Source organism: Paenimyroides ceti (assembly GCF_030409925.1).
In genome coordinates this window covers 1-13166 of sequence record NZ_JAUFQU010000060.1, presented here as the reverse complement: position 1 = coordinate 13166, position 13166 = coordinate 1, and the positions used below count along the sequence as shown (strand labels likewise).

15 protein-coding genes, 2 tRNA genes and 3 pseudogenes are annotated in these 13166 nt (G+C 36.7%); 7 read left to right on the top strand and 13 right to left on the bottom strand.

Annotation, left to right across the window (positions count from 1 at the left end):
• From QW060_RS23065 to def, 5 genes and pseudogenes are all read left to right on the top strand, one after another.
• On the top strand, positions 1-412 hold a 412-nt coding region (locus QW060_RS23065), incomplete at its 5' end, for a hypothetical protein (protein WP_290365248.1).
• Positions 413-419: 7 nt separating this feature from the next.
• Positions 420-902: a hypothetical protein gene (locus QW060_RS23060; protein ID WP_290362271.1), complete on the top strand. Its 483-nt coding sequence runs from the start codon at positions 420-422 to the stop codon at positions 900-902.
• Positions 883-1170: pseudogene (locus tag QW060_RS23055) on the top strand (DUF1275 family protein); the annotation flags it as partial. The gene QW060_RS23060 and the pseudogene QW060_RS23055, both read left to right, overlap by 20 nt.
• Positions 1083-1694 carry a YoaK family protein gene (locus QW060_RS23050; RefSeq protein ID WP_290365247.1) on the top strand — a complete coding sequence of 204 codons (612 nt, stop codon included), beginning with the start codon at positions 1083-1085 and terminating at the stop codon, positions 1692-1694. The pseudogene QW060_RS23055 and the gene QW060_RS23050, both read left to right, overlap by 88 nt.
• A 101-nt stretch (positions 1695-1795) precedes the next feature.
• Positions 1796-2455, top strand: coding sequence for a peptide deformylase (gene def, locus QW060_RS23045; protein ID WP_290362273.1), 660 nt, complete (start codon positions 1796-1798; stop codon positions 2453-2455).
• A gap of 92 nt (positions 2456-2547) precedes the next feature.
• Here def and QW060_RS23040 read toward each other — a convergent pair whose 3' ends face one another.
• The 9 genes and pseudogenes from QW060_RS23040 to QW060_RS23000 form a co-directional block, all read right to left on the bottom strand.
• Positions 2548-2721 (bottom strand): hypothetical protein, encoded by a 174-nt coding sequence (locus QW060_RS23040; protein WP_290365246.1) that lies wholly within the window; start codon positions 2719-2721, stop codon positions 2548-2550.
• Entirely contained in the window at positions 2693-3169 is a 477-nt protein-coding gene (locus QW060_RS23035; RefSeq protein ID WP_290365245.1) for a TlpA family protein disulfide reductase, read from the bottom strand. The genes QW060_RS23040 and QW060_RS23035 overlap by 29 nt, the downstream gene beginning before the upstream one ends.
• On the bottom strand, positions 3166-4167 hold the full coding sequence (locus QW060_RS23030; protein WP_290365244.1) for a DUF4369 domain-containing protein: 1002 nt from the start codon (positions 4165-4167) through the stop codon (positions 3166-3168). Before QW060_RS23030 ends, QW060_RS23035 begins: the two co-directional genes overlap by 4 nt.
• Positions 4164-4520: an ABC transporter permease gene (locus QW060_RS23025; protein ID WP_290365243.1), complete on the bottom strand. Its 357-nt coding sequence runs from the start codon at positions 4518-4520 to the stop codon at positions 4164-4166. The genes QW060_RS23030 and QW060_RS23025 overlap by 4 nt, the downstream gene beginning before the upstream one ends.
• Positions 4456-4755 (bottom strand): hypothetical protein, encoded by a 300-nt coding sequence (locus tag QW060_RS23020; protein WP_290365242.1) that lies wholly within the window; start codon positions 4753-4755, stop codon positions 4456-4458. Before QW060_RS23020 ends, QW060_RS23025 begins: the two co-directional genes overlap by 65 nt.
• On the bottom strand, positions 4748-5665 hold the full coding sequence (locus QW060_RS23015; protein ID WP_290362275.1) for an ABC transporter ATP-binding protein: 918 nt from the start codon (positions 5663-5665) through the stop codon (positions 4748-4750). The genes QW060_RS23020 and QW060_RS23015 overlap by 8 nt, the downstream gene beginning before the upstream one ends.
• Before the next feature lie 80 nt (positions 5666-5745).
• Positions 5746-5826 (bottom strand) — tRNA-Tyr (locus QW060_RS23010).
• Between the two features lie 11 nt (positions 5827-5837).
• Positions 5838-5924: transfer RNA gene (locus QW060_RS23005), tRNA-Ser, on the bottom strand.
• Between the two features lie 168 nt (positions 5925-6092).
• Positions 6093-6648 (bottom strand): annotated as a pseudogene (locus tag QW060_RS23000) (HAD family hydrolase); the annotation flags it as partial.
• A 242-nt stretch (positions 6649-6890) separates the two neighbouring features.
• Here QW060_RS23000 and QW060_RS22995 point away from each other — a divergent pair.
• Both QW060_RS22995 and QW060_RS22990 read left to right on the top strand, forming a co-directional pair.
• Positions 6891-7433, top strand: coding sequence for an LURP-one-related/scramblase family protein (locus tag QW060_RS22995; RefSeq protein WP_290365241.1), 543 nt, complete (start codon positions 6891-6893; stop codon positions 7431-7433).
• Between the two features lie 93 nt (positions 7434-7526).
• Positions 7527-7754 carry a hypothetical protein gene (locus QW060_RS22990; RefSeq protein ID WP_290361769.1) on the top strand — a complete coding sequence of 76 codons (228 nt, stop codon included), beginning with the start codon at positions 7527-7529 and terminating at the stop codon, positions 7752-7754.
• A gap of 124 nt (positions 7755-7878) precedes the next feature.
• On the opposite strand, the pseudogene QW060_RS22985 reads toward QW060_RS22990, so the two are convergent.
• The 4 genes and pseudogenes from QW060_RS22985 to QW060_RS22970 all read right to left on the bottom strand — a co-directional run.
• Positions 7879-10967, bottom strand: a pseudogene (locus QW060_RS22985) (efflux RND transporter permease subunit).
• Between the two features lie 2 nt (positions 10968-10969).
• The gene (locus tag QW060_RS22980) at positions 10970-11590 is read right to left on the bottom strand and encodes an efflux RND transporter periplasmic adaptor subunit (protein WP_290365240.1); all 621 of its coding nucleotides are present in this window, start codon (positions 11588-11590) and stop codon (positions 10970-10972) included.
• A gap of 2 nt (positions 11591-11592) precedes the next feature.
• On the bottom strand, positions 11593-12069 hold the full coding sequence (locus QW060_RS22975; RefSeq protein WP_290365239.1) for an efflux RND transporter periplasmic adaptor subunit: 477 nt from the start codon (positions 12067-12069) through the stop codon (positions 11593-11595).
• A 1-nt stretch (position 12070) separates the two neighbouring features.
• Positions 12071-13166, bottom strand: a 1096-nt coding sequence (locus tag QW060_RS22970; protein ID WP_290365238.1) for a TolC family protein, incomplete at its 5' end; no start/stop codon positions are given.

The following is a 13166-nucleotide window of genomic DNA, read 5'->3' as shown; positions in this document are numbered from 1 at the left end:
TGTGTTAGACATTGTTTTGGTACACGGGTATGAAACATCTAATTCCATTTCCGATCTGCTTTTTTTTTCAAAAGGAAAAGTATTGGAAAAGCTACAGACTTCAGAATTTAAAAAATCCTGTAAACTTATTCAGAATACCTACCAGTCGCGTATCAACAGTTTTAAGGTAGATCTTATCACCGGAGATTGCAGACGCTACTTTAATAATTATATAGAAATCAATGCTGTTGATGAGGTGGTACTGCCTGTAGGAAATAAAATGAGGCTTAAAGGAAGTCAGAGTTTTCATTTAAACCATCTGATTTCTCATTCGAAATGTTCAGTCTTATCGCTGGATTATGCACACAAACTGGTGTTAGAATTAGAAAATACAGAACAACTGGCTAATTTATTTTTATCTAAAGCAGAATAATTAAATTATGAAACTATCTTTTGCATATGGTGTGATCGCATTTTTGCTTTTTTGCTCTTGCGTAATTCTGATTCGGGAAGAAAGTCCTGAACAGATGCTTGTGGGCAAATGGCAGGAAGTATCATGGGAATTAGAGCGAGTGAATTCAGAAGATGTAAAAACAAATGCTGAATCTATAGGATGGCAAAAACAGGAAATCTGTGGTGATATGATCATCCATGACGCAGAAATATGGGAGTTTGATGCAAAAAAGCAGCTGACCCTTATCAAACAGGATGACTCTGTAGAAAAGTTGAAATGGAATGTAAAAGGCCGTGGACATATTCTTGAATTAAAACATTCCGATAAGAAAATAGAAGATTTTCAGGTACATGAACTTACCAAAGATAGATTGGTTATTTATTTCAATTTTGATCTGCAGATTCGCGGAATCGTAAAAATGACGTTTAAAAAAGTAGAAGACAATACGTATGCTCAGAAAATACAGTAATCACAGAACCCATTCCGACAATTTAAAGTTGGGAGCTTTGACAGCCTTTTCGGCAGGTATGGTCAATGTAATTTCCTTGGTGATCTTCTTTTCCTTTACCTCAAACGTAACCGGTTTTTTTGCTATTTTTTCTCAGGAAATGTCCAAAGGAAACTGGTTTCAGGCTGCCGTAGTATTATTATGGATTATGTTGTTCTTTTTTGGAAGCTTTACTTCCAATATGCTCATCATTCATGGAAACCGTTATATTGGCAGATACCTGTCACACGCAGTGCCCTTAATACTGGAAACACTGTGTCTGCTATTTGTGGGTATCTATCTGCAGAATTTTTATGGAGAATCGTTACAGGAAACAGAATTTCTGTTGGATTATTGCTTTTTGCGATGGGATTGCAAAACGGTCTTACCGCCAGCATCTCCAATTCAGCAATCAAGACCACCCACCTTACCGGTCTCACAACGGATCTGGCAATATTACTCTCTATGTTTACCAAAAAGAGATATAGAAGGGATGTTACGTTACAGAAAAAAGCCCAGCTTTTAGGATCCATTATGTTTTTCTATGTAGCCGGAGGTATTATAACAGGTTTGTTTTATTACAGCATACATTATTATACATTCTATGTAGTGTGTGCAGTGTTAGGAGTCATTATCTTATATGATTACTACAAATTAAGCATGATGAAATATGTGTACAAACGACAGTTAATTGTTACCAACTATTATAAAAAAAATAAAGTAAAAAGTAAAAAAGAACAACAGCTCAAAGAAGCGTTGTGTCCCGAAAAATAGAGAAGAGTAAGTTTAGGACGGATTAGTCACTTCTGCTACGGCAGGGTGGCTAATTTTTTTATTTCAGGATACTGTTGTACATTTCCGTTAAAAATAAACCGATGGAAAAAAAGGTCCACCAACTATTGATGATAATGAGTTTGATAGTACTAAATATTACAATGAATGCACAGAAGCCGCAGAGCTTTTCCAAAGAAGAACTGGGTTTGATTAAGGATGCTTCTGCGACGGTTCCTATGCGGGTATTGCTCACCACTTCTGAGCAGGATGAAGTGGTCTTAAGAACAAAATCTATTGAAATCAATCCACAGGATAAAGCCATAAAGCTTCTGAAAGAGCGGTTGTTGGCAACCGTAAATGATGAAGCAACCAAAGGAGTAGGTATTGCTGCTCCTCAGGTCGGTATCAATAAAAGACTGTTTCTTGTGCAGCGTCTGGATAAAGAAGACAAGGCTTTTCAATTATTTATAAATCCACAGATTACCTGGTATTCTGAAATTCTCAGAAAAGGTAGAGAAGGATGCTTGTCCATACCCGACCGTTATGGCGAGGTCTTGCGAAGTCTCGTAATCGAAGTCAGTTATATCGATGAAAAAGGTAGAAGTCAGAAAGAGCTGATAGAAGGTTTTACGGCTGTTATTTTTCAGCATGAATATGATCATCTGGATGGAGTGCTGTACATAGACCGTATAGAAGAAGAAGCTGCACATGTGTATCAAAGGGCAGAAGAACAGCAACAGTTGTTTTACAAAAAGAAATAATACTGCTACTCGGTACAGTTGTTTCTTCTTTGTAAAATAATATTGAAGTGATGGAGATTCCAAAAAAAAAGCCACCTCGCAGGTGGCTTTTTTTATGGTTGTTTTAAGGCATTTTCAATAGCATCGTCAAATCCGTTAGAATCCGGGAATGGCATATCCGCATTGAGCAGATTTCCCTGTGGATCAATAAGGATGAACTTTGGTATACTTGAGAGGTAGTAATCTTCAGAAAAAGCATTAATCTGGTTGGCATGAACTTGCAGCACAGATGATTTTTTTATCTTTTACTGCAATAGACCAGTTTTCTTTTTTCTGATCCATGCTTACCGCCATAAATACAATATTCTTATTGTTCATATACCTATTGGCTACTTTTTCAAATTTAGGCGACTGGTAGCGGCACGGACCACACCATGTAGCCCATACATCAATCACAACAAACTTTCCTTTATAATCTTCTAAAGAAATTGTTTTTCCGTCAGCGGTTGATGCCGTAAATACCGGAGCAGGTGCTCCCTTGCTCAGACGAACAATATTTCGGTAGGTATGTGTTACCAGTTGTGCATATTTAGTGTTAGAAATTTTACTGTGGTACATTGCATACAATTCGTCGGCTTCCTGTTTACTTTTGCTTTCTGACAGGGACTGCAGTAAAGTGGCTGTAAGCAATTTTTGTTTAAACAGATCATCCGGTAATTGAGCTGCGGCATTCAAAATTTTGTGTTTTCATCCAAACCGGAGTTGTCCTTTTTAATAAGGGTGTTTTTGACATACTGTATATAATTCGGATCAAACAGCAGGCTTGCATCATTAAGTGCTACTTCTTTTTCCAACAGTGTAACAATTGAAAAAGAAGTATTGCTGATGGCCGGGTTTTCATTTAATGCTTTCTGATAATAGCGGTACCAGGTATTTAAAAAATACACTCCTACCTGTTTTTTAAGAATAGCTGTAGCATCCTCTCTGAGAATATAATTGTCTTTTGTGTAGCTTTTGTTTATTTTTTTAAGCTCTTTCTGATATTCTTTTACCATCTGGTCAGAAATAAAATCAGGTTTATTCAGCATCATATCCGAATTGATATAGTATTCGGTATCACTATAAAGTCTGTTCAGCTCCATTACTGAATTTTCTGCCAGACGGGTGCCCGTTATTTTTGTGGTATTTTCATCAGGTGTCAGTTTAAGTTCTATGTTTACAATGTCATCCGAACTCATATACACTTCTGTATTGTAACTATTGTCAAGTACCAGAATGTATTTGCCAAAAGGCAGAGGCTGTGTAATGGTCTTCTCAAAAGTATTGTTTTGTAGGGTAATAGTTTCGAGTGTGTCTTTGATCACCGGATCGAGTAAATAGACTTTGCTTAAAGGCTGTTCTGTAATAACAGAACCTTTGATCAGAGTAGTGTTGGAACGCTGCATCTGATTCGGAACACAGATCCAGTAGGCCAGAGCAGAACCGATGCCGATAACGAAAATACTAACGAGTACTCTTTTTACATCTTTTAGAAACGCAAACCGGAAACTTTTTCCTGCATACCATTGATAGCCGATAAAAAGCAACAGCAGCCCAATTACCACACTGAGCCCTTCAGAATACACAAACCAGTAACCGAGGTCGCTGTCTCCGAGAAGTACATTGCTTGTCAATTTAAAAGGATACCATTTAGGTAATAACTGAAGATAGGTCAGGATGGGTTGGGCAATCAAAGTCCGAAACCTACAAGTATGGTTAAAAAGAAATTAGAAAAACGCACGCTTATGACATACATAAGTGCCAGGGGTAAGAAACTCGCTACAAGCACTCGTGAAGAAAATTTCAGCATATTCATAAGCTCCCAGCTGAAAATGTAGTGGTCTTTATCCAGATAAAACAAATGTTGTAAGTAAGAGAATAAATATACAGAAGCAACAAAACACACAATAGACAGCAGGCAGATAACATACAGCTTCGTAAATTTTGCAAAATAGATAGAGGTTTTGTATAAAGGCTGTGTTTCAATCAGTTGCCAGGTATTGTTTTTGAATTCTATCTGAGAGATTCTGCTGGCAGAAAGGATCATAATGATACAGTAAAAAAAACTGTATAAAAGATTTTTTCAGATTCGAAAAATTTTCCGTTACAATATTGACTTCTTTTGCAGTAGTTTGGTACACGTCTTCTGAAAAAATACCTGTAATAAACAAAATCAAAGGCAAAAAGACAGATAAGATTAAGGCAGTGGTAAGAATATTCGTATTCTTTAACTTAATACCTTCTGTGCGATACGCATTAAAAAAATTAGATATTCTATTCATTTGTCTTTTGTGTTATATTCATAAACCAGTCTTCAAGACCTCCTTTTTTGATCAACGCGTAAATGGGGATGTTGTTTTCTGTAAAATTCTTCACCAATAGTGGAATTTCTTCAGTGTTGTTCAACGCTATTTCCAGCGTTTTAGCATCTGCCATACGTACTTGTGGATACAGCTGCGAAACGACTGATAAGTAGGCTGACGCATCTTTTACCGAAATGTGTAAAAGTATTTGCGAATTGACGCTTGAAAGTTCCTGTATGGCACCTTCAAAACGAAGTTTACCCTGATGAATAATACCAACATGTGTACAGGTTTTTTCTACTTCTGCGAGCAAATGACTGGAAATAAAAATAGTTATGCCTTTGGTTGTATTAATACGCTTCAGCAATTCCCGAATCTCAACAATTCCTTGCGGATCCAGACCATTTACCGGTTCATCCAGAATCAGCAATTCAGGTTCGTTAAGCAGTGCCATTCCAATCGCCAGACGCTGTTTCATACCCAGCGAATATTGCTTTGCTTTTTGCTTCTGAAATTTTTTGAGATCTACTAATTCCAGAATTTCCTGAATTTTAGCTTCATCGATTTTTTGAATGGCCGCTATGATTCTCAGATTATCTGCTCCGGACAGGTGTAGGTAAAGGGTAGGGGTTTCAATAATAGAACCTATTTTGGAAAAAACAGAAGGCAATTGCTGGTGCAGCGGTTTTCCAAACAACTCAATAGATGGCTGCTGTTCATTGATAAGTCCTGTGATGAGGCGCATGGTAGTGGATTTTCCGGCACCATTGGGACCTAAAAAGCCGTATATACTGCCTTTGGGTACGTTTAGGGAAAGGTTTTCAATAATCTTTCTTTGCCTGTTGAATTGAAAATTAAGATTATTGGTTCTGATAATGTACTCTGACATAATGTTTTTGCCTAAAAATAGGAAAAAATAGGCACATTTAAAAATAGAGCAAAAAAAGCAATCTTTTCAGATTGCTTTTGTGGGAAGAGCAGGATTCGAACCTGCGAAGGTTTCCCAACGGATTTACAGTCCGTCCTCGTTGGCCGCTTGAGTATCTTCCCTTACCGTGCGGTGGCGGAGAAAGAGGGATTCGAACCCCGGACCTGTTACAGTCAACAGTTTTCAAGACTGCCGCATTCGACCACTCTGCCATTTCTCCAATTGGTCTCGCAATCGTTGTGTTTACTTCCGTATTGCGAGTGCAAATATAGAACGTTTTTCCGTATCTGCAAATACTTTTTTTAAATCGTATGCTAATATTTTACCGTTGATTTTATAACTTGTTTTAGAACAATTATTTAAAGTCTTAAAAAAAATAAAAAAAAATCAGCACGGGCAATACATCTGATTTCAGAGAATTACCAATCATAAGAAATTCTTCAGCAGGTGTCTCTAATCTTTTCAGAAGTTTTTCATAATCCAACACTGCTTTTTCTGACATGACTTCAATATGATGAAAATAGCTGCCCAAACCTGATAAATGCAATTTGCGATGCTGGTCTTTTAAGTCTCCTTTTGTTGCTACAATCAATGTATAATCTCCATATAGTTCTTTGATGGTTTCTTCAATACCATCCAGTAAAATAACAGGTTTTTGTAGCAAATCTTTCCGATGGCCAGTATTTTATCTGTAATTTTAGAAGATACTTTGCCTTCAGAAATATTGTGAGCCGTCTCAATCATTGACAAAATATAGCCTTTGATTCCGTATCCGTATAAATCCAGATTGTTTATCTGTGTTTTAAAAGGGCCTGTGATAAACTTTGCTTTGACAGATAATCTTCCATAAGAGCGCAAAAACGATTTTCTGCTTCTTCAAAAAAAGGTTCGTTGATCCAAAGCGTATCATCCGCATCAAAAGCAATAATTCTATAATTTTTCATATCTTTGTTTTGTATACCAAAAGTACTAAAAATCTATGGCTATAAGCAAAACTCATGTAGCTGTGATTTCTTAAATATAATCTCCTCTTTTTATATAAAAAGAAATATTTAATTAACCCCACATATTGGAATAGAAAAGGAAAGAATAAAAACTTAACTGTTGACTGCCTATCAGAAATAGTTCTGCAAAGTGCATAATACGAATACCTTTAAAATACTATATTTACTAAAATTTTTAAGCTATGAATACCTATCATTATCCTTTGAACCTTAAATTTAAGGTTACTACACTTGCCAATGACTTTGTTGTCACGGATGCACAAAATCGCACCGTTTCTTATGTGCGTCAAAAAATGTTCAAATTTGTTGATGAGGTTGATATTTACAGTGATGAAACTAAATCAAGTCAAACCCATAAAATCAAAGCCAACAAATGGATTGATTTTTCGGCTGCTTATGCCATCACAAACCACAAACAGGAAAACCTTGGAAAGGTAGCCCGCAAAGGATGGGCATCTATCTGGAAATCAAAATATGAGATATTTGATGCGCATGACCAACATAAATTTGTCATCAGAGAACGCAATGCCTGGGTTAAAGTAATAGACAGTATGTTTGGAGAGATTCCATTGATTGGCGTTTTATCAGGCTATGTGTTCAACCCGAAATATGATGTAAAAGACCTCAACAATCAGGTTCTTTTTACCCTTTCCAAAAAGCCTTCTTTTTCGGAAGAAAATTTGAGCTCACAAAAACAACAGCAAAAGAATTACCGGAAGATCTGATTCTCTTAAGTCTAAAAATGATGTTAATTTTAGAAAGACGCCGTGGATAAACTTAAAAATACGTTATCTTTATGTAGCTAAAAAAGAAAAGTTATGGAATATCAAACCGAAGAAGTATACGATTTTTATGAAAAGCCAACGCTGGAAGACAATGTAAAATCATGTCTTGAAGATGGTCTGGCTCTTACAACTACCGGAGCTGCAGCCGGAATAGCGGTTGCTAAACTTACCGGACAAAGTAAAACGCTGGGTGCCGTTGCAGGCTTAAGCGTCAGTTTACTCAGTTATGCGATCATCAAACTGATCAATAAGAAAAAATAAATGTAAACGACTACTTTTCAGTAGTCGTTTTTTTTATTTCTGAAATAGTAGCTCATATCTAATTTAAAAAAAGCCCTGATATAATCAGGGCTGGAATTAACAATTACTATTTATTAAAAAACTACTATGCAACTTTTCTGCGGTATGCGTAATAAAAGATCACTGGTAATACAGTAAAAGATAATATCAGACAGAAAATCAACCCGCCTACAATCATAATGGCCAGAGGTTTTGTATTTCTGATCCCATTCCTGATGACAAGGCAGCAGGTAACAATCCCATAGACCCCATCAATGCAATCATTACCACGGGACGGATTCTGCTTTTTACCGATTCTTTAATCGTTGTAATAAGATCGTCTTTATGTTTCAGATGCTCCTTCATAACTCCGATAAGTACGATTCCGTCAATGGTCGCTACTCCGAATAAAATAATAAATCCTATTCCGGCAGAAATTCCAAACACCGTTCCTGTGATCCACAGGGAAAGAAATCCTCCGATAAAAGCAAATGGCAATGTAATGGCTGAGATGATTGTATCTTTCAATTTCCGAAATTAGCATATAGCAGCATGAGAATTAATACCAGAGAAATCGGTACTACCGTCATTAATTGTTTAGAAGCACGTTCTTTACTTTCAAACTCACCTGCCCATTCCATATTATTTTCTTTAGGCAGCTTTACCTCTTTGGCAACTTTTGCTTTTGCTTCAGCAATGGTACTTCCCAAATCTCTTCCTTCGATACTGAATCCGACTCCGATATAGCGTGTATTACCTTCTCTGTAAATGAATGCTGGCCCTGTCTGATAACCAATAGTGGCGATCTCGCTTAGCGGCACCTTCTTATCATCAGCTGTAGGAATGAGAATATCACCAATTTTTTCCGGAGTATCCCGATACTGCTTTTCGAAACGCAAAATCACATCAAACATACGCTCGTTTTCATAAAACTTTGTGGCCGACTGACCTCCGATGGTCATTTCAATAACCGACTGTACATCAGCAGTATTCACACCATATCTTGCCATCTTAGAATCATGCAATTGAATTCTCAATTCCGGCAATCCTATATTTTTGTAAACATTGATATCGGTAATTCCGTCTACATCTTTAATAGATGCGGCTACTTTGTTTGCCATTTTTTCAAGATCATACAGATCATCACCGAAAATTTTAATCACCAAAGCACTCTTTACACCGGCTACATATTCTTCAACGTTATCCTGAATCGGCTGACTGAATCCAAATGTTATACCCGGATATTTGTTCAGTTTGTTCCTCATATCATTGAGTACCTCTTCTTTCGAAATTTTTCGTTTCCATTCACTCTCAGGCTTTAATTGAATATTAAACTCAATATTGAAGAAACCCGTTGGATCAGTCCCGTCATTTGGCCGTCCGGTCTGTGTCATGATGAAATCAATCTCTTCAAAATCATTCTGCAACAAGGTTTTCATCTCTTTCGTAAGCTTTACCGATTCATCCAGATTGATACTGTTAGGCAGTGTTGCTCTTACATAAATAGCCCCTTCGTTTAATTTAGGTAAGAATTCCGATCCGTAATGGCTGAATTTTACACCACATACCACGAGAATAAAAACAAAAACACCAATGGTTGCTTTTTTATGACGAAAAGAGAAGTCAAACAATTTATAAATAGTAGTTCTGAAAAACCGCGAAATTTTATTTTCTTTTTCTTCTATATTTTTGGTTAAAAGATACTTACACATAGCAGGAACATAGGTAAGACTCAGAATCAGTGAACCCAGTAGAGCATATCCCAGTGTAAATGCTAAAGGCGAAAACATTTTACCTTCTACTTTTTGAAAAGAAAAAATGGGCAGCAATGCTACAATAAGAATCATCAGCGCAAAAAAGATATATCCTGCCACACTCCCTGCACTTTTCTTAATAATCCCCAATTTAGAAATTTTGTTGAAACGCTTCATGCCTATCTTTTCAGAAACCAGAACAAGCGAAACAAATACATGCTCTACAATGACAAGGGTTCCTTCCAGTAAGAGTCCAAAATCGAGTGACCCCATTGAAATGAGATTGGCAGGCAACCCCTGAATTCTCAACATGATAATAGCAAATAGAAATGCCAGAGGAATTACGGATGCTACAATAAAAGTTGTACGCCAGTTATATAAAAAGATGAATACGATGATGGACACCAGAATAATACCTTCTATAAGATTTTTAGTTACGGTATGCACGGTAATATCTACCAGCTTGGTACGATCTACAACAGGCACTATCTCTACATTTTCCGGTAAAATCCGTTCATTGAGCTCTGTTATTTTTTCTTTAAGCCGTTCAATTACCTCATTCGGATTTTCTCCACGCAACATGACTACAATTCCTTCAACCACATCATCCTGTTCATTATAGCCCACCTGTCCAAGTCTTGGCTTACTGCCGATTTTTACCTCTGCAATGTGTTTGATCAGAATAGGAGTTGAACCATTTACTTTTACAGTAATATTTTCAATATCTTCTAATTTATCCAGCAACCCTACACCTCGTACCACATACGCCTGATTTCCCTGTTGTATCACATCACCGCCTACATTGATGTTGGATTTTGATACGGCCTCATACACATCTAACGGAGAAAGATTATAATTGTTGAGTTCTGTAGGATTGATTTTTATTTCATAAATTTTTTCTTCTCCACCAAAACTAACCACATCAGCAACTCCCGGAACTGCAACGAGTTCGCGTTCTATAACCCAGTCCTGAATTGCAGTAATCTCTTTTATCGGCAGATCACTTTTAATAATGTATCGGAAGATTTCTCGGTTGCTCCATAAGGCGGTTCTATCTGAGCATCGGCTCCTTCGGGTAAATCAACACCATTAAGTCTGTTAGAAGCATATTGCTGTGCATAAAATCTTCAACATCATCATCAAACTGTACGGTAACGACTGATAATCCGAAAAGAGAAATTGAGCGTACATTTGATTTTTTAGGAATGGTGTTCATTTCTTTGGAAATAGGCAACGTAATGAATTTCTCTATTTCCTCAGCACTTCTTCCCGGCCACTGGGTAATAATACGTGCTCGTGTATTGGTAACATCAGGGAACGCTTCAATGGGAGTATGGATATAACTGTAGATACCACCTAATAATAAAGCCAGTGTTGCAAACAATATGAGCAGGGAATGCCGCAGGGAAAAAGCAACGATATTTTGTACAAACTTCTGCATAATTATTTATTCAATTCTTCAAAAAGTAACAATTCATTTTTGCTGATCACCTTTTCACCTTCTTTAAAGTTTTCCAGAACATAGGTATATTCAAGATTACTGGCGTAAGGTTTTACAAGGCGTATCTCAAGATCACAATCCGATTTATAGATAATAACATATTGTTTGTTATTGCTAAAAACAATGTCATCATTCGGTATGGCAATTGCTGTTTCTGAAGAAGGATTTTTTTCAATGATAATATCGGCACTCATTCCAGGTTTTAATTTCAATGCTGTATTTTGCAGTAAAACACGTGCTTTTAATACGCGTTCGCTATCATCGAACACATTATATATCTTATCTATTTTTCCATCAAAAAGATCGTCAGGGTATGCCAGTGTTCGCACTTTAACCGCTGCGCCTTCTTTTACATGCTGCAGATTGGTAGCATAGATATTTACCATTACCCAAATCTGATTCAGGTTTGAAATGGTAAACAAAGGCTCTTCCAATGCAGATATATTCAAACCCATAGAGATTTCTTTCTGTACAATATATCCTTCTTTAGGTGCTTTTATCTGAAAAAGACCCGAGTCAGATGTAGCATTGTACATACTCAGATTCTGATCAATACGCTGCATTTCTACTTTTGCATTTTCATATTCGTTTTTGCATTTTCGTATTCAGATGATGAAATCATACCATCCTGTAGCAGCGACTGTTTGGTTTTGAGTTCATGATGTAAGAAACTGATGCGGTTTACAAGACTGCGTTTCTCCTGTGTGATTTCATTTAATTCACTGCTGCGAACGGTTGCCAGCACCTGTCCCTTTTTTACATAATCACCCAACTCAAAAGCAACATTTTCTACCACACCACCCAAAAGACTCTTAAAAGCCACTACATCATTTTCATTGTAAGCAATATTTCCGGTTAATGTTAATGTTTCTGCAATGGCTCTTTTTTGAAGTGTTTCCGTTGCTATGAGTTCTTTAAAATCTTTATGCAGACAGTATTCTGGTGTAGCCGGTAATTCTGTTGTTGCTTCGGTTGTATTGCGGCAACTGTTCAGCAGCAAAACCGTGCATAGTAAACTTGAGTATATGAGTTGTTTTTTCATTTTATAAATCTTTTCCTACGATAAATTGTAATTCTTCAAATGTTTTCAGGTATTGTTCTTTCTGGTTCAGAAAAGCCTGTTGTGATTTAAGATATGAGTCTGAGAAATCAAGAAATTCAATAAGACTGATACGGCTCTGTTTGAAATTTTTCACATAATTATTCATCATTTCAGTAACCGACAGCTGATCTTCATCTGTGTACTCTTTTAAAACAGATTCGTAAATAATGAGTTGTTTTTTGAGTCGGTTTACTTCGTTTACAATCTCATTATTCATTTTCCGTTCTTCATTGAACGACTTCTCTATTTCAACCTGTGCTTTTCGGATATTACCCTGATTTTTATTCAGCAGAGGCAGGTCAAAACTAATACTGAGCCCTACAAAATCCTGCATAATATTACCTCCTCTATCGTAACCTAAACCTACTGTAACATCCGGAATTCGTGCTGCCTTTTCGATATCTAACTCTTTATGAGCGATTTCTTTTTGCTGTTTTATGAGCTTAAAATCCGATCGGTTGGCAAGCGCTTCTTCTACGAGATCCATAGGAAGTTTTCTTGAAAGTTTATCAGAAACCATAAGAGGCTGATAGATCTCAAAAGAATCTTCAGTAGTATCTCCTAAATAAACCTTTAGGTCATAAACCAGATTGTTTTTATTTGAGAGTAAGGAAGTATAATCTTCTTTGAACTGTATATATTCCGTTTGTATCCGCAAATAATCGGCTCTGCTAAGATTTTTGAGTTCCGATTGTTTTTTATAAGAAATCAGCAAATCTTCAAATATGTCCAGTGAATTTTTGAGCAACTGTTCTTCCAACTGTATTTTTTCCAGCTCGATAATAGTACTTCTGAGACTAAATTTGAGATTGCGCAACAGTTCTTCAAAATTGAGTACAGCATTCTGAGTATGCACCTGTTGTAAGGCAATGCGTTTTTTACGCTTACCTGCCGTTTCAATAACTTGTTCAAGTTCAAGACTAACCTGCTGTGTTTTACCATATCTTCCAAAAAGATAAGGCATTTCTTCATGCGGATTGTTACGCCATAAATTGACTTCTCCAATGGTAAGATTTGGATTATTGGCCAAAGTCTGG